This window comes from Ensifer adhaerens, from assembly GCF_020035535.1.
GTDB lineage: Bacteria > Pseudomonadota > Alphaproteobacteria > Rhizobiales > Rhizobiaceae > Ensifer.
This window is the reverse complement of record NZ_CP083349.1, coordinates 157,626-182,613: the sequence shown is the minus strand read 5'-3', so window position 1 is coordinate 182,613 and position 24,988 is coordinate 157,626. Positions and strand designations below refer to the sequence as shown.

Genomic DNA, 24,988 nt, shown 5'->3' with positions numbered 1-24,988 from the left:
TTTCAGCCACATGGCAGACGGCTTCGCCACCCGCAACCCGTGTCGCCCGGCTCTGCGGCTTTATTACGGCGCAAGTCCAAAGGTCAGGAATTGCGCTTCAGCAATTCCTTGACCAGCTGCTCGGTAATCTCGCCCGTCGGCTCCTGGCCGACCGACTTCTGGAAGGCCTTGATGGCCGCCACGGTCTTCTTGCCCATCTGGCCATCCGGCTTGCCGGCGTCAAAGCCGTTGTTATTCAGGATCGCCTGGATGTTGCGGACCGCCTTGGTCATGTCGACGCTGGCGGTCTTGTTGGCCGGGCCGACCCAGGCATCCGGAACGTCCACCGTGTTCATCTTGGCGTCGACCGGCTGTGCTTTCCAGGCATCCGCCTTCGCCTTGGCGCTTTCGAGCTGCTCGGGCTTCATCGCCTTGGCAACTTCGTCGCGCTTGGCGGCGGCATCCACATCACCTTCGCGGGCGGCGGCCGAGAACCACTTGTAGGATTCGGTGAGATCCTGCGGTACGCCGTTGCCACGCGCATAGAGGACGGCAAGGTTGAACTGGCTATCGCGAATGCCGAGTTCGGCCGCCTTCGCGAACCACTTCGTCGCCTCGGCAAAATCCGGGGCACCGTCACGGCCACTCGCCAGCATGACAGCAAGATTGTGCATGGCGCTGGCGTTGCCCTGGCCGGCGGAAGCGAGATAGAGCGCTTTCGCCTTGGCGGCGTCGCGTGTCACGCCCGTGCCCTTCTCGTACATGCTCGCAAGGCGGTACTGCGCCGGAACGACGCCGGCATCGGCCGCGCGCTGATACCACTTGGCGGCTTCCGCCATGTTTTCCAGAACCCCGCGCCCCTCGGTATAGCGAGCGCCGATCTCGTAGTAGGCAAGCGGATCGCCCCCCTTGGCGGCCGTCACCAGGGCGGCTGGACCGAAACCTTCAGGCAGGACGACGTCGCCCGGTGCGGCGACCGGCGACAGCGCCGGTGTCGCCGCGCTCTCGGCGGATGAACTGACAAGGGCAGCACCGCTGGCAGGCGCATTGCCGGCCGGCGTCGGCTGGAACTCGGAAACCGGCGAAGCAGCTTTCGTCTCCGCCACCGGCGCGAGCATCGGTGCCTTTTCCTCGACCGGCGTCCCGATGCTGGTCGTCGGCACGGTCGTCGCCGGGACCGAGATCGAAGCTTGAGATATCTTCGCTGGTGCTTCAGCGGAATCGAGAGGTGATGCGGCCGGGGTCCCGGATGCCGTAAGCGACGTTTCAGCCGGCGCCACGGCCGCGCTCTGCGGCAACAGGCCGTCGACGATCTTGTTTTCGCGCGATTCCGGCACTGCCTGATGCTCGATGATCGCAGCCGGCTCGACCGGTGCGCTCTCTTGCTTCTTCAGCATGTTGGTGACGAGCGGATAGGACATGATCGCCAGCAGGACCGCGCCGACGGCCATCAGGATCGGCCGGCGGTGACGGGCAAAAGCGCCGCCGATGCCGGAGGTCTTCCCGCCCTGACCGGCCTTGTTCAGGGTGTCGGCCTCTTCGACGGCGAGCTGGGCGGCGCGGCGGGCGGCGGCGATGAAATCCGACTTGTCGCCGTCGGCGGGCTGCACACCCGCCTTGCTCATCTGGCCGGCGCGCACGCGCTCCAGGATCTTCTTGACGTCTGGAACGCCCGAACCCGGCTCCAGCAGCTGGTTGGCTTCCTCGGGCGCAAGCATTTCGGACGGATCGATCGACGGGGTCGGCTCGACGATCTGCCGAGCCTGTTCCGGCGCCGGCTCGGACCGCTTGCCGGAGAAGCGCCGGGTCAAACCTGCAAGCAGGCCGGTGCGGGCTGCAGCGGCCGGTTCGCGCACGTCTTCGACTTCAACGGTCGAGACCTGTTGCTCGTCGGCAAAAGCCGTTTCCGGCTCTGCGACCTGCGCGACCACCGCCTGATCTTCAGCCTGCAGGGCGCGGACGTTGCGCTGCAGGTCCTCGTATCGGTCGTCGAGCTCGTTGCCGCCGAATGGATCGTTGAAATCCGGCTGTGCGGCCCTCGGCATCATCGCCGGTTCGCGCATTACCGGCGCCTCGGTCCGCGCCGCCATCGTCGGCTCGCGATTTTCGATGCGCTCCAGCTTGTCGGCGATATGCACGAGCGTCTCGTGCAAAGCCTCGAAGGTGCGCGCCGTCCGCTCCTCGCTGGAGCGGCTCAGGTCCTCGAGCGTGCGAAGGTCCTCGGCAAGCGCCGAGATTGCCGCGAGATCTCCGCCGGAACCGCGTGGAGAACCATTCTTGGCGTAGGCTTCCATCACCGCTTCGGCCGCCTGACGAGCGGCCTCGACGATGTATTCGTCGCTGGTCGAGAGGTAGTCCTCGAGTGCGCTCATGCGGTTTTCGAAATCGACGGGCATGGCGCTCGCGGCAACGTCCGCGCGCGGTTGGCTGACCAGCGTCGACAGATTGGCGATCTGTGCTTCCAGATTCTGCAGGGCGGCGCGATCGTCGAACGGCGCGGCGTGGGTCTCTTCGAGACGCTGTGCAATGCCGACAAGGCGATCTTCCAGCCGATCGAAACGCGGGTCGGAGGCAGGCTGAGCCCCATGCGCGTCAAGTTCGTCGATCCGGCGCGCCAGATAGTCGAGCCGCTCGGCCAGCGCGTCGTTGACGCTGCCCTGGTCCAAGGCCTCGATCTTGCGCGAAATGTCCGACAGGTAGTCGTTGAGATCCGACTGTGCGGTCCTGTTGCTGCGCTCCATCAGCAGCGAAAGCTGGTCGAGCCGCTCCTCGAGACGGGCGGCCGCCTTCTCGCCGGCGAGATCCTCGACCCGGCTCGTCAAAGCCTCCAGGCGTGCGCCGAGCCCGGAATCGTTCGGGCGCGACAGGCTGTCGATCTGACGGGAAAGGTCGCCGAGCCGATTTTCCAGGCGATTGCCGAAGCCGCCATCGAGTGCGGTCGTCGTGCGGCTGTTGGCAGCGATGGCGCGGCTGATTTCGTCGAGCCGGCTGTCGATATCCGCAAACTGCGAAACGAGACGGCGATCGTCGGGCTGGATCTGCCGGCCGAGCATTTCGATCGCCTGCGCGACAGCGATCAGCTTGTCTTCCAGCACGTCGACGGCAGAGCTGTTGTTCAGCGAGCCGATCTGCGACTTGATCTCGTCCAGCCGATAGGCAAGTGCCACCAGCTCGTCGTCACGGTTCTGATCAAACGCGATCAGCCGATCCTCGACGCCGTTCCAGCGGTTTTCCATGCGGCGCATGCTGTCTTCACGCGCCAGGCCGTCGATCATCGCCCGCAGTTCGTCGAAGTCTCCGCGTAGCGCATCGGCCTGCGCGGGAGACGCCTGGCGGCCGAGCTGCTGGATGCTGTCGGCGAGGCGCTGCATGTCGCCACGCACGTCTTCGGCAAAGCTGTGATCCTGTGCCTGGTCCTTGATGCCGCGAATTTCGGAGCGCAACGAATTCATCTCGCGCGTCAGCCCGTCGGTGATGTCGCGTTTCAGGTCCTGGCGCAAACCGACGAGGGCTTCCGCGATATCGTTGACGGCTGAGGACGGGCGCTGCGGCTGACTATGGAGCGGCTGGGGGCGCGGCTCTTCTGCGAAGCGCGCAGAGACCGGCCGCTCAGAAGCGATGCGTTCCGGGGCGTAGCGTTCCGGCTCGCGCTGCGACAGCCGATCGCGAAGCGGCGGACGCTCGCGCGAAGCGCTGAGGCTGCGCTGACGCTGCATGATCTCGGCGACGGCGTCACGGGGCGCTATGGGTTCTCTGGCCGGTTCGCGGGCGGGAACGCGCTCGGGCGGCCTTGGGGCCGCGTCGCGGGCAGCGCCGTTCATCAGGCCCTCGATCCGGGCCTCCAAACCTTCGATGGTGCGGTTCAATGCGTCGAGCGACGGCCGCTCGCTATAGGACTGGCTGCCTGCGCGCTGAGGATTTGATCGCGATCCATTCATGGTGTTCTTCGCCCCTGTCGTCGGCCATCTCGAAAGTCGTCACGGAAGAAAACAGCTTTCTTCACCCCTGTGGCGCTTCCGACGCGGGCAAAACTACAACGATGCGACGCCAGGACAGGTTGCAGTTTTGACCATCTCAACACCCACCTTTCACGAAACGTGGTAAACAAGCGGTTAACCTGCGGGTGGTTTTTAACGATTTGGCAGGATCGTGCCGCAAGCGTCGGGTTTCCGGCGCGCCCATTTCCACTTCTGCGGGTATACGCGACGAAACTTCGCAACCCGCAATTTTTGACGTTTACGCAAACGTCAAAATTTTGTAGCATCCTGCCAACGATGCGAGACCCCTAGAGCAACCCGCTTTCACGTGGAATCACCGAAAGTGGAAAGATGTTCTAGAATCATAGTTCTAGGGCGTCCCTTGTGCGGTCATCCGAACGCACGGCGCTCTTAGAGGAGGGCGGCGCATCCGGCATCCTGCAACCGGGCGTCGACAACGAGACACGACGGCCCGAAGCACCAAAGGCGAGGAAAGAATGCCCATCTACAAGGCTCCAGTCGACGATACCCTCTTCATCCTGAACGACGTGCTCGGCATCGAACGCTACAACAATCTTCAAGGTTTCGGCGATGCGACGCCTGACATGATCGAGGCGATCGTCGGCGAGGCAGCCAAGCTCGCCGAGGAGGTTCTTTTCCCGGTCAATCTCTCCGGTGACCAGGAAGGCTGCAAGCGCCGCGACGACGCCTCGGTCAGCGTGCCGAAGGGGTTCAAGGCAGCCTTCGATCTCTACCGCGAAGGCGGCTGGCTCGGCCTCGCCGTTCCCGAGGAATTCGGCGGCCAGGGGCTGCCGTATACGCTGCACACCGCCGTCGGCGAATACATGTCGTCGGCCAACATGGCGCTGACCATGTATCCGGGCCTCACCCAGGGCGCGATCGCTGCGATCTTCGTCCACGGCACGGACGAACAGAAGCAGGCCTATCTGCCGAAGATGGTCGCCGGCACCTGGACCGGCACGATGAACCTCACCGAGCCGCATTGCGGCACCGACCTCGGCCTGCTGCGCACCAAGGCGGTTCCGGATGGCAACGGCGGCTATAAGATCTCCGGCCAGAAGATCTTCATCTCCGCCGGCGAACACGACATGTCCGACAACATCATCCATCTGGTGCTCGCCCGCATCGAGGGCGCGCCCGAGGGCGTGAAGGGCATCTCGCTGTTTATCGTGCCGAAGTTCAAGCTGAATGCCGACGGCGAACCCGGCGAACGCAACGGCGTTTCCTGCGGCGCGATCGAACACAAGATGGGCATCCACGGCAACTCCACCTGTGTCATGAACTATGACGAGGCCGAGGGCTACCTCATCGGCACGGAGAACAAGGGCCTCAACGCCATGTTCGTGATGATGAACGAGGCCCGCCTCGGCGTCGGCCTGCAGGGCCTGTCGATTGCCGAAATCGCCTATCAGAACGCCGCCAGCTATGCCCGCGACCGTATCCAGGGCCGCTCGCTCTCCGGCCCGAAGGCGCCGGACAAGAAGGCCGACCCGATCATCGTGCATCCGGACGTCCGCCGCACGCTGATGACGATCAAGGCCTTCAACGAAGCCGGCCGCGCCTTCACGCTCTGGACGGCACTGAAGTCCGACATCGCGCACCGCTCCGACAACGAAGCCGACCGCCAGACGGCTGATGATATCCTTGGCCTGATGACGCCGATCCTCAAGGGCGTGCTCACCGACAAAGGCTTCGACCATGCCGTCATGGCGCAGCAGATGTTTGGCGGCCACGGCTATATCGAAGAACACGGCATGAGCCAGTATGTCCGTGATGCCCGCATCGCGATGATCTACGAGGGTGCCAACGGCATCCAGGCGCTCGACCTCGTCGGTCGCAAGCTCGGCCTCAACGGCGGCCGCGCCGTCATGGCCCTGTTCAAGGAGATCGGCGATTTCTGTGAGGAAAACCGCAGCAACGAGAAGCTCTCCGCCTATACGAAGGCACTGAAGAAGGGCCTCAACGACCTGCAGGCCTCCACCATGTGGTTCATGCAGAACGCCATGGCCAAGCCCGACAACGCGGGTGCCGGCTCGACCGACTACATGCACCTCTTCGGTCTCGTAGTCCTCGGCTACATGTGGGCGAAGATCGCCAAGACCGCTGGGGAAAAGCTTGCCTCTGGCGAAACGGCGCGTGCAGACTATCTGAAGAACAAGCTGATCACCGCGACCTTCTTCATGGAAAGGATCCTGCCGGAAACGGCCCTGCGCAAGGCCCGCATCGAAACCGGCGCCGACACGCTGATGGCGCTCGACGCGGCCGCTTTCTAATCGCGTCGCGGGTTCGATCTAAAATGTTTTGACGGGCAGCACCGCGTGGTGCTGCCGAAAGGGAGATGAGACATGACGAAAGTCTTCGTTTACGACCACGTGCGCACGCCGCGCGGCCGTGGCAAGAAGGACGGATCGCTGCACGAAGTGCCGTCCGTGCGCCTCGCCGCCAAAATGCTGGAAGCGGTGCGTGACCGCAACGACCTCGACACCTCGACCGTGGACGACATTATCATGGGCTGCGTCGATCCGGTTATGGATGCGGGCGCGGTGATCCCGAAGGCTGCCGCTTTTGAGGCCGGTTACTCGACCCGCGCTCCCGGCATGCAGATCTCGCGCTTCTGCGCCTCCGGTCTCGACGCCATCAACTTCGGCGCGGCGAAGATCGCGCAAGGGGCCGACGACATTGTCATTGCCGGCGGCGTCGAGAGCATGTCGCGCGTCGGTCTCGGCATGTCCGGCGGTGCCTGGTTCATGGACCCCTCGGTCAATCTGCCGGCCTTCTTCATGCCGCAGGGTGTTTCGGCCGATCTTATCGCCACCAAATACGGCTTCAGCCGCGACGACGTCGACGCCTATGCGGTGGAGAGCCAGAAGCGTGCGGCCCATTCCTGGGAGAAGGGCTACTTCAAGAAGTCCGTCGTTCCGGTCAAGGACCAGAACGGCCTGACGATCCTCGACCGTGACGAGCACATGCGCCCGGGCACCGACATGCAGGCGCTCGCCTCGCTCAACCCGTCCTTCCAGATGCCGGGCGAGATGGGCGGCTTCGAATCCGTCGGCATCCAGGCCCATCCGGAAATCGAGAAGATCAACTACGTGCACCACGCCGGCAACTCCTCCGGCATCGTCGACGGCGCCGCTGCCGTGCTGCTCGGCTCCAAGGCCGGCGGCGAGAGCATGGGCCTGAAGCCGCGCGCCCGCATCCGCGCCTTCGCCAATATCGGCTCCGATCCGGCGCTGATGCTGACCGGTCCGGTCGACGTCACCGAAAAGCTCCTGAAGCGCGCCGACATGAAGCTGTCGGACATCGATCTCTTCGAGCTCAACGAGGCGTTTGCAGCCGTCGTGCTGCGCTACATGCAGGCCTTCGACATCCCGCACGACAAGATCAACGTCAACGGCGGCGCGATCGCCATGGGCCATCCGCTCGGCGCGACCGGCGCGATGATCCTCGGCACGGTGCTTGACGAACTGGAGCGCCGCGATCTCAACACCGCGCTCGTGACACTCTGCATCGGCGCCGGCATGGGCACGGCCACGATTATCGAAAGGGTCTGACGATGGACGTGACGCGCCGCACCCTTCTCGGACTGATGGGTCTGGGGCTGCTTGCAGCCGCCGGCTGCGTCTCGGACGAGGAAGAAGGCGGCGACAGCTTCACGCTCACCGGTACGATCTCCAATGTCGCCAGCGGCCCGGTTCCGGCCGGCACCGTCACGATCCGGCTCGAGGAGCAGGGCGTGATGGATGTCGCCGCCAAGCAGATTGCGGAAACGTCCGTCGTCAGCGATGGCAAGGCGACGCGCGTGCCCTTCGTGCTGCAGGTGCCCAAGCCCGAATTGGACAAGGCCGTCGATGCGGGCTTCACCGTCCGCGTCGAGCGCGACGGACGGCTGATCGCCACCAACACCAGCAAACAACGTTACAGCGGCGGATCGAATATCTCGCTGCACATCGAACCCATTCTCTACTGAGGGGGAGAACCATGACGAATTACACCAATTTCAAGATCGAGACCGACGCCGACGGCATCGCACTCGTCACCTGGGACATGCCTGAGAAGTCGATGAACGTCTTCACCCAGGAGGTGATGGAGGAACTCAACGCCATCGTCGACGCAACGACTGCCGATGCAGCGGTCAAGGGCGTCGTCTTCACATCCGGCAAGTCGAGCTTCTCCGGCGGCGCTGATCTCTCGATGATCAAGTCGATGTTCACCTTCCAGCAAGAAGAAAAGAAGAAGGATCCGGATAACGCCGCCCAGAAGCTTTTCGGCCTGGTCGGCCGCATGACCGGTCTCTTCCGCAAGCTCGAAACCTCGGGCAAGCCCTGGGTCTCGGCGATCAACGGCACCTGCATGGGCGGCGCCTTCGAACTCTCGCTCGCCTGCCACGGCCGCGTCGCTTCCAACTCCAAGGCGGTGAAGATCGCGCTGCCGGAAGTCAAGGTCGGCATCTTCCCGGGCGCTGGCGGCACCCAGCGGGTGCCTCGCCTTACCAACGCACAGGACGCGCTGCAGATGATGACGACAGGTTCGTCGCTGACGGCAGCCCGCGCCAAGGCGCTCGGCCTGGTGCATGAGGTCGTCGATGCCGACAAGTTGGTCGATGCTGCCAAGGCGATGATCAAGAACGGCCTGAAGCCGGTCCAACCCTGGGACGAAAAGGGCTACAAGGTTCCGGGCGGCGGCATCTGGACGCCGGCCTCGGCCCAGCTGTGGCCGGCCGCTTCCGGCATCCTGCGCCGCGAGACCTACGGCAACTATCCGGGCGCCGTTGCCATCCTGAAGTGCGTCTATGAAGGCCTGCAGGTGCCGTTCGACACGGCGCTCAAGATCGAGCAGCGCTACTTCACCGAGATCCTTCAGACCACCGAAGCCTTCTCGATGATCCGCTCGCTGTTCGTCTCGATGCAGGAACTCGGCAAGGGCGCCCGCCGCCCGGCCGGCGTGCCGAAGTCCGAATTCAAGCATGTCGGCGTCGTTGGCGCCGGCTTCATGGGCGCCTCGATCGCCTATGTGACGGCTGCTGCCGGCATTGCCGTGACGCTGATCGACCGCGACATGGAAGCGGCCGAAAAGGGCAAGGCCCATTCGGAAGGCCTCGTCAAGGATTCGATCGGCAAGGGCCGCCTGACCAAGGAAGAAGGCGAAGCCCTGCTTGCCCGTATCACGCCTTCGGCCGACTACAACGATCTGAAGACCGCCGGCCTCGTCGTCGAAGCGGTATTCGAGGATCGCCAGGTCAAGAAGGACGTGATCGAGAAGGTGGAAGCGGTGATTGCCGAGGACGCGATCTTTGCCTCCAACACCTCGACGCTGCCGATCACCGGTCTTGCCAAGAACTCCAAGCGCCCGGACCAGTTCATCGGCGTCCACTTCTTCTCGCCGGTCGAGAAGATGATGCTGACGGAAGTGATCCTCGGCAAGGAGAGCGGCGACAAGGCACTCGCCACAGCGCTCGACTATGTGGCCGCGATCAAGAAGACGCCGATCGTCGTCAACGATACGCGCGGCTTCTACGTCAACCGCTGCGTCTTCCGCTACATCCACGAAGCCTATGACATGCTGATCGAAGGCGTACCGCCGGCAATGATCGAGAATGCCGCAAAGATGGCCGGCATGCCGGTCGGCCCGCTGTCGCTCAACGACGAAGTGGCGATCGACCTCAGCCAGAAGATCCTGAAGGCCACCGTCGCCGACCTCGGCGAAAAGGCCGTCGATCCCAAGCACTTGGCGCTGATCAACAAGATGGTCGACGACCTCGACCGTCGTGGCCGCAAGAACGGCAAGGGCTTCTACGAATACCCGGCCAAGCCCGCCAAGAAGTATTTGTGGCCGGAGCTGAAGACGCTCTATCCGCAGAAGAACGCCGACACGATCGACGTCGAAGTCTTGAAGCAGCGCTTGCTTGCGACGATCGCGCTCGAGGCCGCACGCACCGTGGAAGAAGGCATCGTCACCGATCCGCGTGAAGCCGACGTCGGCTCGATCCTCGGCTTCGGCTTTGCGCCCTATACCGGCGGTACGCTCTCTTACATCGACGGCATGGGCGTAAAGACCTTCGTCAAGATGTGCGAGAAGCTCGCCAAGGACTATGGCGACCACTTCAAGCCGACGGCGCTCCTCAAGGAAATGGCCGAACGCGGCGAGACCTTCTACGGTCGCTTCGATCCCTATGGCGAGAAGAAGCAAGCGGCGTAAACTCCGCTCAACGCATTGAAAACAGGCCCCCTCCGGGCCTGTTTTCGCTTGGGCGAAAAGCTTGCTCCAGAAGCATGGCGTGCTGCAGCCCGCATCGGCACAGGCATTAACCTGTCACGATTACGATGCTAGACCTGTCCGCGTCGAAGCAACGTACTCCCGTGTCGAAGCCATGACCAAAGCCACCTTGCGCCCCGCCATCGTTGGCGACGAACCCTACCTGCGTTCGCTCGAAGAGGCCTGCATGCGCGACTATGCGATCGCGCTCTGGGGCGGCCACGGTCGGCGGATGCGCTGATCCTCGGCGAACATCGGATCATCGTTGCCGAAGGAGAAGATGTCGGCTGCGTTTCGGTCACCCGACGGGACGATCATGTCTGGGTCAACAAGCTCTATGTGGCCCCCGATCATCAGAATCACGGCTATGGCGCGATCGCGCTTCGCCAGGTGCTTGGCGAAGCAAGGGCGATCGGCCTGCCCCTGCGGCTCAGTGTGCTAACCACCAATCCGGCCGTCGCCTTCTACCAGCGCGAGGGTCTCCGCATCTATGACGAGACCGCCGAGCGCCGCTACATGACCTCAGAGGCGGCCTGACCACCCCTGGGAAGGAGTCAGGCGGCTGCACTCGCGCGCCGGTGCGCCAGTCGCTCGCCGACGATGATCAGCAGGCCCGCAGCAAAGATCAGGCCGGCGCCGGCGAAGACGTTAGAGGCCGGAACGTCGCCCCAGATCAGGAAGCCGAGGCCGAAGGCCCAGACGAGCGAAGTATATTCAAAGGGTGCGATCACCGAGATCGGCGCACGGCGCATGCCTTCGAACAGTGCGTACTGGGCAATGCCCGCGATGACGCCGGTGCCGGCCATCAAGGCGACATCGAAAAGCGCCGGCGGCGTCCAGAAGAAGCCGACCGCTAGGCCGGTCATGGCGATGAAGAAGACGTTGGAGATCGTCATCTGAACCAGGGTCGTTTCCTGGAGCGCGGTCTTGCGCAACATCACCGTGCCGATCGCCCAGAAGACGGCAGCCGTGAGCGCCAGGAACACCGGCATCGACAGCTTCATGCCGGTCCCGAGCGGATCGCAGGCAATCAGCACGCCGACAAAGCCGATGAAGACGGCGAACCAGCGGATCGGCGGCACGTCTTCCTTCAGGATAGGCACGGCCAGCAGCGTCACGATGATCGGTGCTGCATAGTAGAGCGTCGTCATTTCGGCGAGGCCAAGATCGCGGGCCGCGTTGAAGTAGGAAAGCCAGGCGGCGAGCAACAGGAGGTTGCGCACGAACAACGGCTTGACCACCGGAGAAGAGATGGCATTGCGCACCAGCTTGCCGCGGCCGATGATCAGGCAGAGCAGCAGGATCGTGATGCTTCGGGTAAACAGGATCTGCCAGACCGAATAGCCGACGACGAGCCATTTGACCGACGCATCCTGCAGCGAGAACAGGAAATAGGAAAACGTCGTCATGACGATGCCTGACAATACGGTCTTGTTCATGGGAAAGCCTCGATCGCGCCGGCGGGAGAGAAGCGGCAGCGTCCCCGTCTGATAGCGCGGCCGTGACACACGCGGAAGAGGCATTCCGGCGGGCGCCTGTGGCGATTTCTTGCGGGTCGCTTCCGGCGCGATCGGATACCCGCTTGATGGAGATCAAGAACGGGCGCTTGCGCCGTTGCTAGAAGACAGCGATAACGGCCATGAAACCTGAGTTCAACGACATGCAGCCGCTCGCCTTCGCCCTTGCCGCCCTAATCCTGCTCGCAACGCCGGGGCCAACGAACACGCTGCTCTGGCTGTCCGGCGCCTCTATCGGCTTCCGCCGTTCACTGCCCCTGCTCACCGGCGAACTCGGCGGCTATCTCGTCGTCATCATTCCGGCGGTTGCGCTTCTCGCGCCATTCCTCGCCGCCCATCCACAGCTTGGCCTGGCGCTGAGGCTGATCGCGGCCTGCTGGGTTCTCTATCTCGCCTATGCGCTCTGGACCACCGATGCCGAGCGCAGCGAAGGCGTCGTCATCTCCGTCCGTCAGGTCTTCGTCACGACCCTGCTCAACCCGAAAGCCCTGATCGTCGCCCTGGTGTTGCTGCCGCAGACCGGACTGGCGACCGTCTGGCCCTGGATCGCCGGATTTTCGCTACTGGTCGTTGCCGTCGGATCAAGCTGGATCGGCGCCGGCGCCATGCTCGTGCAGATGTCGAAAGGCTTGTCGACATCGCATCTGCCGCGTCGGATTGCCGCCGTCTGCCTCACACTGTTTTCGATGGGAATTGCCGGCAGCGCCATCGCCGCCATGCATTGAAATCCCCGGAGATCGGCACCGTCCCGCGGGGATTTCACTGACCTTTTGACACAGGCTGCCGCGCGTCAGGCGGCGGTGGCCGCCTCGCCAAGCTCCTTGGCCAACGCCCCGACCAACTGTTCCCAGCCATCGCGGCGGTATTCGAGCTTGTCCAGCCCATCGAGAAACGCAACCTGTTCGGTAAAAACCAGGCGCGTGCCGCTGCCCTCCCGCCGGATATCGACCGTGGCAAGAGAAGCGGAAATCCTCCTGTCGTTCTGCGCCATCGTATAGGCAAAGACGATCCGGCGGTTTTCCACGATATCGAGATAAACGGTGTCGTCGTGATAGGTCGTCTCTTCGTCCTGAACGAAACGCCCGCTTTCCCGACCGCCGACGCGGAAGTCGTGCGTGATTTGAGCCCCGGCGTCGACATTGACGAACCAGCGCTCCTTCGCCGCCGGCTCGGAGAAGGCCCTGAACACCTGTTCCGGCGTCGCCTTGAAGCTGCGCTCAATGGTGAAGCTCGTATGTTCCACGGATCTGTCAGTCATGTGCTTGTCTCCTCTGGACCGGAAAACCGGTGGCAATTGCAAAACTGGTTTCTTTTAAAAACTGCTATAATTTTGAAAGCAGTTGCACGTTAGCTTCACTGCTGCGATAATGCAAGCGGTTTTGAAGAGGTGCCAATGAAGGACGACATTCGCTCGGGTTGCCCGATCAATCTTTCGCTCGAAGTGTTCGGCGACAAATGGAGCCTGCTGATCATTCGCGACATGATCTTCGGCGGTAAAAGGCATTTCCGGGAATTGCTGCGCTCCCAGGAGGGCATCTCGTCCAACATCCTGGCCGACCGGCTGAAGATGCTGCTCGAACAGGGCATGCTGACCAAGGCCGACGACCCCACGCACAAGCAGAAGGCGATCTACAGCCTGACGGAGATGACGATCGCGCTGGTGCCGATCATGGCCCAGCTCGGCGCCTGGGGACGGCGCTACCTGCCGGTCAGCGAAGAGCTCAGCATCCGCGCCGAGCTGATGGAACAAGGCGGGCCTGAGCTCTGGGACCGCTTCATGGACGAGCTGCGGCACGATCATCTCGGCGCGCTGCTCGATGGTCCGCCGCGGGTGCGCGCCATGCTACAGGCTGCCTATGAAGAAGTAGTGGCAAGAAAGGCGGGAGAGAAGGCGACGGCCTGACACATGCCAAGCGTTCGCCACCCGTTCAAAGCCCGATCACCGACAGCATGACGAAGGTGGCGAACAGCACGAAATGGGTCATGCCTTCGATGGCATTGGTCTGACCGTCGTTGAGGTTGATCGCCGCGACGATCAAGGTGATCGTCACCATTACCGTCTGCACCGGCGACATGGCCATTACGAAAGGCTGACCGGTATAGAGCGCGATCGCCTCCATTACCGGAACGGTCAGGATGACCGTCGAAAGCGAGGCGCCGAGCGCGATGTTGACCACGGCCTGCATGCGGTTGGCGAGAGCTGCGCGCATGGCGGTCATGATCTCCGGCGAGGCGGAAATCGCGGCAACCACGATGGCCGTGACCGCCGGCGGAGCACCGCTCCCCTTCAGGCCCGATGTCAGCAGCGACGACATCACTTCCGCCAGCACACCAATCAGCACGATGCCGAGGATCAGGATCACGATCGACGGCAATGCCGGCTGGTCCGGAATGCCCTGCCTCGCGCTCCCCTCGCCCTTCGCCTTTGGATAGCTGTAGCTGAAGAAATAGCTGTGCACTCCCACCTGCATGCGCAGGAACAGGGTGTAGAGCGTGATCATCGCGCCGATGGTGAAGACCGAGTAGAGATGCCATTTCGCCGCCGGCACGAATTCCGGGACGATCATCGAAATCCCCATCGCCGTCAGGATCATCACACTGTAGGTGCGGGCGGAATCGTCGTTATAGGGCTGCTCGCCGTGTTTCAGGCCACCGAGCAGGGCAGCCAGTCCCAGAATGCCGTTGATGTCGAGCATGACGGCCGCATAGATCGTGTCGCGCACGAGCGTCGGCGAGGTCTCGCTCGTCATCATGATCGCCAGCACGACGACCTCGACCAGTACCGCCGAGAGCGTCAGGATCATGGTGCCGTAGGGATCGCCGACCTTGGATGCCAGCACTTCGGCATGGTGCGACACCCGCAGCGACGCCAGCACGATCGCGACCACTAGACCGCCAGCGCCGAGGAGCGTTGCGAGCCGTCCCATCTCCAGAAGATGATGCTCCAGCGCGATCCCGGCAACCGCGGCAGCAACGGCAACGAACAGCAGACGCTCCGATGTCATGCGCGCCAACAAAACGTTCCCTCCGGTGAAAGCCTGCCCTGTCCGTCAGGCGAACTATAGGGCCCGTCGTCCCCAATGCAAATGACGGGAAAAGGACTATTTTCCTTCGGATTCTTTACCGGTCCTCCGCGTTTCGGTAGTGTTGCGTTGAACAAACCCAGCAAGCGGCCGCCCTGTTCGGCCCGGACCTTTCGCATGTTGTCTCACGGCACGATCTGGCACGCCATCGATGCATTGGCCGAGCGCAATCAGCTCTCGCCTTCTGGTCTCGCCCGCCGCGCCGGGCTCGACCCCACCTCCTTCAACAAATCCAAGCGCCACTCCGCCGACGGGCGGGAACGCTGGCCTTCAACGGAATCGATCGCCAAGGTGCTGGAGGCGACCGGCGCCACCATGGATCAGTTCACCAGCCTATTGAGCCCGGATGGCGCTCAACCCGTCCCGGCGGCTGCAAGCGCGGCAATCCCGCTGATCGGTTTCGCCCAGGCGGGGGCGGGCGGCTTCTTCGATGACGGCGGCTTTCCGGCTGGCCAGGGCTGGGACGTCATCGACTTTCCGACGACGGTCGAACGGCGGCCCGGCATCTACGCGCTCGAGGTCCAGGGCGACAGCATGCTGCCGCTCTATCGTGACGGTGACACGCTCATCGTCGACCCCGGTGCGCAGGTTCGGCGCGGCGACCGCGTCGTCGTCAAGACGCGCGAAGGCGAGGTCATGGCGAAGGTCCTGACACGCCAGACCCCGCGCACGATCGAACTCCTCTCTCTCAACCCGGAGCACCCGAACCGGAGCTTCGAGATCAGCCAGATTGAATGGATCGCCCGGATCATCTGGGCCAGCCAATAGGACGTTCTTCCTGATGCGGCAGCATTTATACACTCTCGCCGGCGGCATCGCCGCGATCGCGCTTTTCACCGGCATCCTCTACGCAGGAGCAGCCGCCATTCGCGACCGTGAGAGCGCGGCAACGCCGGACCTCGTGCTCGAAACGCCCGACATGACGGAATTCGAGACGGCGCCGGATCAAGGCGAGACGGGCGAAGACGTGCCGCTCGATCTCGGCACATCCTCTGGCGGCACCCCGGAGCCCGGTGCGGCTACGACCGGCGAGCAACCGCAAAACCCCGCGACGGAAAATGCCGCGCGCGCCATCGAGCCACAACAGTTCGGTTTGCCGGATACGGTAACCGGCGCGCCGCTCGAACGGATGGAGCCGCGCGCACCGCTGTCGGAACAGGACAAGCAGGCGAAGTCGGCGGCCGGGCCGACCATCCTCTACCGCCCGATGGCTGTCGCCGCCGGCGTGATCCAATTCGACAAGCTGACGCTGCAGATCGACGGCATCGAGCCCGAGCAGGCGGACAGGACCTGCGAAACCGGCGGCAAGAGCTGGCCCTGCGGCATCGTCGCGCGGACGGCCTTCCGGAACTTCCTGCGCGCCCGTGCGGTCAGCTGCGACATGCCGGAAGGGAGCGCCGGTTCTTCGGCCACTGCCTCGTGCTCGCTCGGCGGGCGAGATCTCGCCGCCTGGCTCGTTGACAATGGCTGGGCGACGCCGGTACCCGGCTCGCCGCTCGAGACGCGGGCCGACGCCGCGCGCCAGGCAAAGCTCGGTTTCTACGGTGAGGATCCGCGCGATCTCAGCCACACGCCGATGACGCTTGACGATCCAACGTTCGGCACCGGCATGGACGACCCCCAGCCGGACTTGTAAACAGCCACGACAATTCCCAGCTCTCAACCGTCCGGATCGTCTCACTCTTTCGGTGAACCAGGGCGATGATCCAACTCTTTGAAACGACGCATTTCCGGAAAGCCCCATGCCGCCAAGCCTGAGCCACCACGAAGCCCTCGTCTATGTCATGGTGATGATGTCGGCAGTCGACCGCGAAATGAGCGACGACGAATTTGCCCGCATCGGCCGGCTGGTGCAGTTCCTGCCCGTCTTCGAGGGGTTCGATGAGGACCAGCTCGTGCTCATCGGCCACGAATGCTCGGCCCAGCTCGCGGCTCCCGAAGGGCTGGACATCGCCCTGGAAATCGTGCGCGAGGCGCTTCCGGAAAAATACCACGAGACGGCCTATGCGCTTGCGGTCGAAATCGCCGCCGCGGACCAGCGTATCCGCAACGAGGAGATCCGCCTGCTGCAGTTGCTGCGCGATCGCCTGGGTCTCGACAAGCTCACCTGCGCGGCAATCGAGCGCGGGGCGCTCGCCCGCTTCCGCCGATAGCCTACCCCACCCTGGCACTCACTACAGGGTGCATTACCCTCAGTAGATGCCGTTCGGGAAATAGCGCAGGTAGATTTCCTCGAGCCGGCCGCTGCGCGAAAGCGCCAGCAAAGCGTGGTCGATGGCCTGGGTCAGGGCCGGTTCGGATTTGCGGTTCATGATCGTCAGGCCTTCACCGAGAAAGCGCTGCGAGAAATAGGCGCCGTCGACAAGCGAGCAGCACCCACCGGCAGTCGTGCCTGAGACCCAGAAGGAAAGCTGCAATCCGTCGGAATAGACCGCCGGCACTTCGCCCTTCTGCAGCGCCGTCAGCATGGCGTCGCGATCCGGGAAGACCTTGGCCTCGATCTTCGGGAAGTACGCCTTGAACATGGCCTCATGCGTCGTCCCCGCCACGACCCCAACCGCTTTTTTCCTGAGATCCTTTGGACCCGTCACGGCGCCAGCTGCCTTGGCGTTGATGGCGAACCGGGCGGGCAGCCGCATGAAGGCGCGCGAAAAGCCGAAGCGCTGGCGCAGCTCAGGGCCGACGGCGATGCCGGCGGCGACCGCTTCGCCCTGCCCCTGTTCCAGCGCCGGCAGGAGTTCCGCATAGGTCACGGCCTGGATCTGGCATTTGGCTTCGATGTCGAGCTCGCGGCAGATCTCGCGCACCAGATCGACGTGAAAGCCGGAGAGCTTGCCGGACTGGTCGATGAAATTGAACGGTGGAAAGTCCACCGTCGTCAGGAAACGCAGACGCGCCAGACCCGTGAGATCGGGCTTGGCGATGCGTTCGCGCGCATCGAATAGGATCGGCAGATCCTTCGGCTGCGCCGCCAACGGCGTTGCGATCAAGGACGCGCAGAGAGCGAACAGGGAAAGAAATCTCATGGGCAGCGGGCCGGCATGTCTCATGTGGCAGGGGCGGCCCTTAGAACCGCGGGATGATTCATCGAGCGGTAAAGTAACCGCCATCAAGGCAACTGGCCATAGGCCTCGCGCGAACGCGGCAAGAGAGGCTTCAGGAAGAATTGGAGCGGGTGATCGGGATCGAACCGACGACATCAAGCTTGGGAAGCTGGCGTTCTACCACTGAACTACACCCGCGATGCCTGCGAAATTTCCCGAACCGAGACGATCTGTCAAGGACCCTTGCGCGGTATCGCACGAGGGTCCCACGCAAAATCTCCTACTCGGCGCGGAAATGCTTCGAAAGCTTCAGGCCTTGCGCCTGGTAGTTGGAGCCGACGCCTAGACCATAGAGGCCCTCAGGACGTTCCAGCATGTGTTCATAGACGAGACGGCCGACGATCTGCCCGTGCTCGAGGATGAACGGCACCTCGTGGCTGCGCACCTCCAACACCGCGCGGCTGCCGGTGCCGCCGGCGGAGGCATGGCCGAAGCCCGGATCGAAGAAGCCCGCATAATGCACGCGGAACTCACCCACCAGCGGGTCGAACGGGGTCATCTCGGCGGCATAGAGCGGCGGCACATGCACCGCCTCACGCGAGACAAGAATGTAGAACTCGTCCGGATCGAGGATCAGCTCGTCGCGTCCACGGCTGTAGAGCGGCTCCCAGAAGTCGAAGATCGCGTGCTGCGCCTTCTTGTCGACGTCGATGACCGCGGTGTGATGCTTGCCGCGGTAGCCGATCAGGCCGTCCGGGCCAGTACCCTTGAGATCGATCGACAGCGCGATGCCGCCACCGCTGACATTCGGGCGCTCACTCGCCACCAGCACGTCGCTTTCATGCAGCGCGAGCAACTCCTGCTCCGACAGCAGCGACTGGCCCATGCGGAAGCGGATTTGCGAGAGCCGCGAACCGCGGCGCACGACGATCGGGAAGGTGCGTGGGCTGATTTCGAGATAGAGGGGACCGCTGTAGCCGGCCGGAATCTTGTCGAACTCCTGGGCGCGGTCGGTGATGACGCGGGTGAAGATGTCGAGACGGCCGGTCGAGCTCTTCGGATTGGCCGAAGCCGACATGTCCGAAGGTAGCGCCAGGCTCTCCATCAACGGCACGATGTAGACGCAACCGGTCTCCAGCACTGCGCCATCGGTGAGATCAACCACGTGCAGCTTCAAGCGGTCGAGCTTGTCCGCGACCAGATGGGACGGGCCGGGCATGAAGCTCGCGCGAACGCGGAAAGCCTTGGCGCCAAGACGCAGGTCGAGGCTTGCCGGCTGGATCTGATCGGCATCCAACGGCCTCTCGCTCTTCAGGCGCCCCGTTTCGAACAGCGCGGCAATCGCGCGGTCGGCCAAAATCCCAGTGTCGCGGCCCATTGCAGTCCTCTTTTCAGTTGCGAGACAAAACCAAACTACGGGAATTGACGCAAGCGCACCCTAGCAGTATTGAAGCTTTATCCCGTGGTGATTTGGCCGGTCGGCTTGCAGCCACGTTAAACAAGTAGCTAAAAAGGCCGGGTGTCAAACCGGCCCGTTTTCGCGGCCGGTTTTTTTGTTTTTGAAAGTGATCGTCACATGAGCAAAAACTGGCGCCCTGCAACGCAACTTGTTCACGGCGGAACCACCCGCTCCCAGCACGGAGAAACCTCCGAAGCGATCTTCCTCACCCAGGGCTTCGTCTACGAAACATCCGAAGCGGCAGAAGCCCGTTTCAAGGGCGAGACCGAAGGCTTCATCTACGCCCGCTACGGCAGCCCGACCAATGACATGTTCGAAAAGCGCATGTGCATGCTGGAAGGCGCCGAAGACGCGCGCGCCACAGCCTCCGGCATGGCTGCCGTTTCCGCGGCGATCCTTTGCCAGCTGAAGGCCGGCGACCACATCGTCGCTGCCCGCGCCCTCTTCGGCTCCTGCCGCTGGGTGGTGGAGACGCTGGCGCCGAAATACGGCATCGAATGCACGCTGATCGACGGCCGCGACCTCGCAAACTGGGAAAAGGCGATCCAGAAGAACACCAAGGTCTTCTTCCTGGAAAGCCCGACCAACCCGACCCTCGAAGTCATCGACATCGCCGGCGTCGCCAAGCTCGCCAACCAGATCGGCGCCAAGGTCGTCGTCGACAACGTCTTCGCCACGCCGCTCTTCCAGAAGCCGCTGGAACTCGGCGCCCATATCGTCGTCTATTCCGCCACCAAGCATATCGACGGCCAGGGCCGCTGCCTCGGCGGAGTCGTGCTTTCCGACAAGGAATGGATCAACGAGAACCTGCACGACTACTTCCGTCATACGGGCCCGGCGATGTCGCCGTTCAATGCCTGGACGCTGCTGAAGGGCATAGAGACTCTGCCGCTGCGCGTGCGCCAACAGACGGAAACGGCCCGCCGGGTCGCGGACTTCCTTGCGGAGCAGCCGCAGGTGGCCAAGGTCATCTATCCCGGCCGCAAGGATCACCCGCAGGCCGACATCATCGCCAAGCAGATGACCGGCGGCTCCACGCTCGTCGCATTTGAACTGAAGGGCGGCAAGGACGCGGCCTTCGCGCTGCAGAACGCGCTGGAGATCGTGCGCATCTCCAACAATCTCGGCGACAGCAAGAGCCTGATCACCCATCCGGCGACGACGACGCACAAGAACCTGACGGACGAAGCCCGCGAAGAACTCGGCATTTCCGCCGGTACCGTGCGCTTCTCGGCCGGCATCGAAGACAGCGACGACGTCGTCGAGGATTTCGCCCGCGCGCTCAAGGCCGTCAAAGCCTGAGGCAACGAAAGATGCGGCCGCCGCGACAGGACGGCGGCCGTCGATCCCCCGCGGCACTCATGCTCCGGCAGCGCTGCCATCCAAGGTGGCGTTACCAGCGGTGTCGAGGGCTCAAACAGCCGATCGGGATTCCCGCAAGCCATTGCCCAGGAATGGGTATGCACAATCTTGCCGTTATTCTTGACGAAACCATCTTGCTGTAGAATACCCTGGAAGACCTGAAGCAAGGTGTTGCCCATGTATCGCGCTTTGACCCGCGACATAGAAGTTACGGTGGAGCCGTACTATCTCGAAGAGCAGTCGGATCCCGATGACGGCCGCTATGTCTGGGGCTATCGCATTGTCATATCGAACCATTCGGACGCAGCCGTCCGGTTGATGACCCGTTACTGGCATATCACCGATGAGAATGGACAGGTCGACGAGGTCAGCGGCCCCGGCGTGATCGGCGAACAGCCGCTGCTCAATCCCGGTGACACCTATGAATATTCGTCGGGCTGCCCGCTGGATACACCGTCGGGAGTGATGTTCGGCCACTACAGCATGGAAGCGGAAGGCGGAGAGACCTTCAACGTGGCCATCCCCGCCTTCTCGCTCGATTCACCCGGGCTCGTGCGCACCCTGAACTAAAGCAATTCCAGGATTAAGAGTGAGGCGCTTTTCCGTCGGGATTTGCGTGCCTCAAATAGCTACCCCGGCCAAATGACCGGAGGCGCCCGCTACTGCGGACGCACTTCGCTTGCTTCGAAACGGTAGGTGGTGGAGCAGAACTCGCAGGTCACCTTCACAACGCCATCCTCGAGGGTGCTTTCGAGATCGTCCGCTTCCAGATTGGCGAGCACGGAACGAAGCTTCTCGCGCGAGCAGCTGCAACGGTCAAAGACCGCCTGCGGCTCATAGACGCGAACGCCGCGTTCGTGGAACAGCCGGTAGAGCAGCCGCTCGGTTCCGACCATCGGGTCCGTCAGCTCGTCGGTATCGATCGTTTCGACCATCACCTTGGCTTCCGCCCAGAGATCGTCATCCTCGAAGACGCTTTCGCCATCATCGCCGTCGCCGCCGGAAAGGTCGGGCTGGCGCATGCGCTCAGGCGCTTCCGGCAGGAACTGGGCGACCATGCCACCGGCACGCCAACGATGGCGCGGCTTGCCGTTTTCATCGCGATCGAGCAGCTCAGCAACACCGAGCCTGACCTTCGTCGGAATCTGCTCCGACTGGCGGAAATAGACGCCGGCGATTTCTTCCAGCGTGGCGCCGTCCAGCGCGACGATGCCCTGGTAGCGCTGAGTGTGAGCGCCCTGGTCTATGGTAAAGGCGAGCACGCCCTTTCCGAGCAGCTCGTGCGAGCGAGTGCGGCCATCCTTCTCGGCAACGGCCAGCGCGTCCGCATCGTAGCGGGCATATGCGCGCACACGGTCGGGCGTCGAGAAATCCGCAACCACCAGATCGACTGGACCGTCGCCTTTGGTCTGGACGATCAGCTTGCCTTCAAACTTCAGCGACGTGCCGAGCAGAACCGTGAGGACGACGGTCTCGGCAACAAGCCGCGCGACCGGCAGCGGATAGTTGTGGCGCTCCAAGATAGCGTCGAGCATCGGGCCGAGCTGTACGGCACGCCCCCGCACATCGAGGCCTTCCACCTGGAAAGGCACGACGTGATCGTCACCGGCGAAGTCGAACTCACCAAGCCCTGGCGTCATGTCAGTCATGTCTTGCTCCCTGCATCAGCCAACTGCATTGCGCCAGGGACATTCCTATCCCTCGGCGCAACGTGCCCGCTGTCTCAATTGATCCCGCGATGAACGGATAGTCCACCGGGCATGTGCCGTTCGCCATTGCGCTGCACACCACCCATGGCAGTCAGCGCTTCACTGTTGCCAGGAGCGCCCCGCTTGCCGCCTAGATCGTGTCGCGCTGCGGCAATGTCAATAGCCAGCCACGCGCCTACCGAAGCGCTACGCGATCGGCTGGCCGCGCAGCGCTCGTACCTGCAAGCCGCTTAGACGAGGCCCATGCACCAGGCGATGATCGACTTCTGCGCATGCAGACGGTTTTCAGCCTCATCGAAGACCACCGACTGCGGGCCGTCGATCACCTCGTCGGTCACCTCTTCGCCGCGGTGCGCCGGAAGGCAGTGCATGAAAAGGGCATCGGACGCAGCACGCTTCATCAGCTCCTCGTTGACCTGATAGGGCTGGAAGACGTTGTGACCGCGGGCGCGGTGCTCCTGGTTCATCGACACCCAGGTGTCGGTAACAACGCAGTTGGCATTGGCGACAGCCTGCTCGGCATCATGACACAGCAGAATCTCGCCGCCGTTGTTACGGGCCCAGTTCAGGATCTTGTCCTGCGGCTCGGAACCCAGCGGCACGGCCATGTTCATCCGATAGCCGAAACGGGCGGAGCCTTCGATCAGCGAGTGCAGCACATTGTTGCCGTCACCGGTCCAGGCGATCGTCTTGCCCTTCACCGGTCCGCGATGCTCCTCGAAGGTCATGATATCGGCCATGATCTGGCAAGGATGCGTATCGTCGGTCAGGCCGTTGATAACAGGCACTGTCGCATGCTCGGCCAGCTCCAGAAGACGACGATGGTCGGTGGTGCGGATCATGATCGCGTCGACATAGCGCGACAGGACCTTGGCGGTGTCGCCGATCGTTTCGGCGCGGCCGAGCTGCATTTCGGTGCCCGAAAGAAACAGGGTTTCGCCGCCCAGCTGGCGCATGCCGACATCAAAGGAGACGCGTGTACGGGTCGACGGCTTTTCGAAGATCATCGCCAGCATCTTGCCGGCGAGCGGCTTCTCGGCGGTTCCGGCCTTGGTCGCCGCCTTTCGGACGCGGGCATCGTCAATGATCGTCCGGAGATCGGCGGCCGTCATGGCCGAAAGATCGAGAAAATGTCTGGTGCCTGCCATCGTACTCGGTTCCTGTCTGAAAAATCGATCCCTGGTGCGCCACGCATTCCGCGTGAACGCACGAAGATCATTCTAACACCCTGTGTCGGCGTCGGTCCTATCCGTTAAGCGGCAGCGTTGCCGCCGGCCTTGCGCACTGCCTCGGCAGCGCGCTCGATGCGTGCGAGACCCTCGCGCGCTTCCTCCGCCGTCACCGTCAGCGGCGGCAGCAGGCGCAATACGTTGTCGCCGGCCGGGACGGCCAGGAGCTTCTCGGCGCGGATTTCCTTCAGGAGATCGGCCGAGGGCCCCTTCACCTTGATGCCCAGCATCAGGCCATCGCCGCGGATGTCCTCGATGACATCCGGGAAGCGGTCCTTCAGAGAGGCAAGGCCCTGGCGGAAGACGAGCGCGACATCACGCACATGGGCGAGGAAGCCGTCCGCGAGGATGACGTCGAGCACGGCGTTGCCGACGGCCATGGCCAGCGGATTGCCGCCATAGGTGGAACCATGCGTGCCCGCCACCATGCCGGCAGCCGCCTCTTCCGTCGCAAGGCAAGCGCCGAGCGGGAAACCGCCGCCGATGCCCTTGGCCACGGCCATGATATCCGGGCGGATACCCGACCATTCATGGGCGAATAGCTTGCCGGTACGGCCGACGCCGGTCTGAACCTCGTCGAGGATCAGGAGCAGGCCGAACTCGTCGCAGAGCGCGCGCAATTCCTGCATGAACTCCTTGGTCGCCGGACGAATGCCGCCCTCGCCCTGGATCGGTTCGATCAGGATCGCCGCAGTCTCCTCGGTGATCGCATTCTTGACGGCTGCGATGTCACCGAACGGAACCTGGTAGAAACCCGGCGCCTTCGGCCCGAAACCTTCGATGTATTTCTGCTGGCCGCCGGCCGCAATCGTCGCGATGGTGCGGCCATGGAAGGCACCCTCGAAGGTGATGACGTGAAACTTCTCGGGCTGCCCCTTGGCGAAGTGATAGCGCCGCGCCGTCTTGATCGCGCACTCCAGCGCTTCCGCACCGGAATTGGTGAAGAAGACCCGATCGGCAAAGGTGACGGCTGCCAGGCGACGCCCAAGGCTTTCCTGACCCGGAACCTCGTACAGGTTGGAAAGGTGCCAGACCTTCTCGGCCTGTGCCTTCAGCGCCTCGACGAGGTGCGGATGCGCATGACCAAGCGAGTTCACGGCAACGCCAGCAGCGAAGTCGAGGTAGCGCGAGCCATCTTCGGCAATCAGCCACACGCCCTCTCCTCGCTCGAAACGCAACGGCGCGCGCATGTAGGTATCATAAAGCGGCGTGGTTGCAGTCATGCGAGGCTCTCCTTCACTCCAGTCGGCATCGATCCCGCGGCTTCGTGCGGCCCGATAAAAATCAAAAATGCCGCCTTGCGGCGGCGCAGGCACTATTCCCATTTCGCACTGCAATGTCAACAAAACCAAG

The 24,988-nt window shown here is 63.2% G+C and carries 22 protein-coding genes, 1 tRNA gene and 1 riboswitch; of the genes, 13 read left to right on the top strand and 10 right to left on the bottom strand.

Going from position 1 to position 24,988, the window contains the following annotated elements:
- Positions 1-83: 83 nt before the first annotated feature.
- Positions 84-3,917 carry a peptidoglycan-binding protein gene (locus tag LAC81_RS00840; RefSeq protein ID WP_223726357.1) on the bottom strand — a complete coding sequence of 1,278 codons (3,834 nt, stop codon included), beginning with the start codon at positions 3,915-3,917 and terminating at the stop codon, positions 84-86.
- Between the two features lie 536 nt (positions 3,918-4,453).
- On the opposite strand from LAC81_RS00840, the gene LAC81_RS00835 reads away from it, so the two are divergent.
- The 6 genes from LAC81_RS00835 (at position 4,454) to LAC81_RS00810 (ending at position 10,769) form a co-directional block, all read left to right on the top strand.
- Complete coding sequence (locus tag LAC81_RS00835; protein WP_223726356.1) at positions 4,454-6,250, top strand: acyl-CoA dehydrogenase C-terminal domain-containing protein; 1,797 nt, start codon at positions 4,454-4,456, stop codon at positions 6,248-6,250.
- A gap of 72 nt (positions 6,251-6,322) precedes the next feature.
- On the top strand, positions 6,323-7,531 hold the full coding sequence (locus LAC81_RS00830; RefSeq protein WP_223726355.1) for an acetyl-CoA C-acetyltransferase: 1,209 nt from the start codon (positions 6,323-6,325) through the stop codon (positions 7,529-7,531).
- A gap of 2 nt (positions 7,532-7,533) precedes the next feature.
- A complete protein-coding gene (locus tag LAC81_RS00825) occupies positions 7,534-7,947 on the top strand; it encodes a YbaY family lipoprotein (RefSeq protein ID WP_223726354.1) in 414 nt (137 codons plus the stop codon).
- 11 nt (positions 7,948-7,958) lie between these two features.
- Entirely contained in the window at positions 7,959-10,175 is a 2,217-nt protein-coding gene (locus LAC81_RS00820; RefSeq protein WP_223726353.1) for an FAD-dependent oxidoreductase, read from the top strand.
- 61 nt (positions 10,176-10,236) lie between these two features.
- The gene (locus LAC81_RS00815) at positions 10,237-10,473 is read left to right on the top strand and encodes a hypothetical protein (protein ID WP_223726352.1); all 237 of its coding nucleotides are present in this window, start codon (positions 10,237-10,239) and stop codon (positions 10,471-10,473) included.
- Positions 10,416-10,769: a GNAT family N-acetyltransferase gene (locus LAC81_RS00810; RefSeq protein WP_328717346.1), complete on the top strand. Its 354-nt coding sequence runs from the start codon at positions 10,416-10,418 to the stop codon at positions 10,767-10,769. Before LAC81_RS00815 ends, LAC81_RS00810 begins: the two co-directional genes overlap by 58 nt.
- A 17-nt stretch (positions 10,770-10,786) precedes the next feature.
- Here the strand turns inward: LAC81_RS00810 and LAC81_RS00805 are convergent, their stop codons facing one another.
- Positions 10,787-11,671, bottom strand: coding sequence for a DMT family transporter (locus tag LAC81_RS00805; protein WP_223726351.1), 885 nt, complete (start codon positions 11,669-11,671; stop codon positions 10,787-10,789).
- Between the two features lie 200 nt (positions 11,672-11,871).
- On the opposite strand from LAC81_RS00805, the gene LAC81_RS00800 reads away from it, so the two are divergent.
- Positions 11,872-12,474 (top strand): LysE family translocator, encoded by a 603-nt coding sequence (locus LAC81_RS00800; RefSeq protein WP_223726350.1) that lies wholly within the window; start codon positions 11,872-11,874, stop codon positions 12,472-12,474.
- A 65-nt stretch (positions 12,475-12,539) separates the two neighbouring features.
- On the opposite strand, the gene LAC81_RS00795 is transcribed toward LAC81_RS00800, so the two are convergent.
- On the bottom strand, positions 12,540-13,007 hold the full coding sequence (locus LAC81_RS00795; RefSeq protein ID WP_223726349.1) for an SRPBCC family protein: 468 nt from the start codon (positions 13,005-13,007) through the stop codon (positions 12,540-12,542).
- Positions 13,008-13,142: 135 nt separating this feature from the next.
- On the opposite strand from LAC81_RS00795, the gene LAC81_RS00790 reads away from it, so the two are divergent.
- The gene (locus tag LAC81_RS00790; protein ID WP_223726348.1) at positions 13,143-13,652 is read left to right on the top strand and encodes a winged helix-turn-helix transcriptional regulator; all 510 of its coding nucleotides are present in this window, start codon (positions 13,143-13,145) and stop codon (positions 13,650-13,652) included.
- Between the two features lie 25 nt (positions 13,653-13,677).
- Here the strand turns inward: LAC81_RS00790 and LAC81_RS00785 are convergent, their stop codons facing one another.
- Positions 13,678-14,754, bottom strand: coding sequence for a calcium:proton antiporter (locus LAC81_RS00785; protein WP_223727870.1), 1,077 nt, complete (start codon positions 14,752-14,754; stop codon positions 13,678-13,680).
- Positions 14,755-14,949: 195 nt separating this feature from the next.
- Between LAC81_RS00785 and LAC81_RS00780 the strand changes: the two genes are divergently transcribed.
- The 3 genes from LAC81_RS00780 (at position 14,950) to LAC81_RS00770 (ending at position 16,985) form a co-directional block, all read left to right on the top strand.
- On the top strand, positions 14,950-15,600 hold the full coding sequence (locus LAC81_RS00780; protein WP_113536528.1) for a S24 family peptidase: 651 nt from the start codon (positions 14,950-14,952) through the stop codon (positions 15,598-15,600).
- A gap of 13 nt (positions 15,601-15,613) precedes the next feature.
- A complete protein-coding gene (locus tag LAC81_RS00775) occupies positions 15,614-16,468 on the top strand; it encodes a thermonuclease family protein (RefSeq protein ID WP_223726347.1) in 855 nt (284 codons plus the stop codon).
- A 106-nt stretch (positions 16,469-16,574) separates the two neighbouring features.
- Complete coding sequence (locus tag LAC81_RS00770; RefSeq protein ID WP_223726346.1) at positions 16,575-16,985, top strand: tellurite resistance TerB family protein; 411 nt, start codon at positions 16,575-16,577, stop codon at positions 16,983-16,985.
- Positions 16,986-17,024: 39 nt separating this feature from the next.
- On the opposite strand, the gene LAC81_RS00765 is transcribed toward LAC81_RS00770, so the two are convergent.
- The 3 genes from LAC81_RS00765 to LAC81_RS00755 form a co-directional block, all read right to left on the bottom strand.
- Entirely contained in the window at positions 17,025-17,858 is an 834-nt protein-coding gene (locus tag LAC81_RS00765) for a transporter substrate-binding domain-containing protein (RefSeq protein WP_223726345.1), read from the bottom strand.
- 141 nt (positions 17,859-17,999) lie between these two features.
- Positions 18,000-18,074: transfer RNA gene (locus LAC81_RS00760), tRNA-Gly, on the bottom strand.
- A gap of 82 nt (positions 18,075-18,156) precedes the next feature.
- Complete coding sequence (locus LAC81_RS00755; RefSeq protein WP_223726344.1) at positions 18,157-19,254, bottom strand: 2'-deoxycytidine 5'-triphosphate deaminase; 1,098 nt, start codon at positions 19,252-19,254, stop codon at positions 18,157-18,159.
- A 74-nt stretch (positions 19,255-19,328) separates the two neighbouring features.
- Positions 19,329-19,407: riboswitch (SAM riboswitch) on the top strand.
- Between the two features lie 45 nt (positions 19,408-19,452).
- Here LAC81_RS00755 and LAC81_RS00750 point away from each other — a divergent pair.
- Together LAC81_RS00750 and apaG are read left to right on the top strand one after the other, a co-directional pair.
- Entirely contained in the window at positions 19,453-20,637 is a 1,185-nt protein-coding gene (locus LAC81_RS00750) for an O-succinylhomoserine sulfhydrylase (protein WP_223726343.1), read from the top strand.
- 237 nt (positions 20,638-20,874) lie between these two features.
- The gene (apaG, locus tag LAC81_RS00745; protein ID WP_057248107.1) at positions 20,875-21,267 is read left to right on the top strand and encodes a Co2+/Mg2+ efflux protein ApaG; all 393 of its coding nucleotides are present in this window, start codon (positions 20,875-20,877) and stop codon (positions 21,265-21,267) included.
- 89 nt (positions 21,268-21,356) lie between these two features.
- Here apaG and LAC81_RS00740 read toward each other — a convergent pair whose 3' ends face one another.
- The 3 genes from LAC81_RS00740 to LAC81_RS00730 all read right to left on the bottom strand — a co-directional run bounded on the left by LAC81_RS00740 (position 21,357) and on the right by LAC81_RS00730 (position 24,858).
- Positions 21,357-22,346 (bottom strand): Hsp33 family molecular chaperone, encoded by a 990-nt coding sequence (locus LAC81_RS00740; RefSeq protein WP_223726342.1) that lies wholly within the window; start codon positions 22,344-22,346, stop codon positions 21,357-21,359.
- Between the two features lie 290 nt (positions 22,347-22,636).
- On the bottom strand, positions 22,637-23,554 hold the full coding sequence (argF, locus tag LAC81_RS00735) for an ornithine carbamoyltransferase (protein ID WP_223726341.1): 918 nt from the start codon (positions 23,552-23,554) through the stop codon (positions 22,637-22,639).
- A 104-nt stretch (positions 23,555-23,658) separates the two neighbouring features.
- Complete coding sequence (locus LAC81_RS00730) at positions 23,659-24,858, bottom strand: aspartate aminotransferase family protein (RefSeq protein WP_113536535.1); 1,200 nt, start codon at positions 24,856-24,858, stop codon at positions 23,659-23,661.
- Positions 24,859-24,988: the final 130 nt, after the last annotated feature.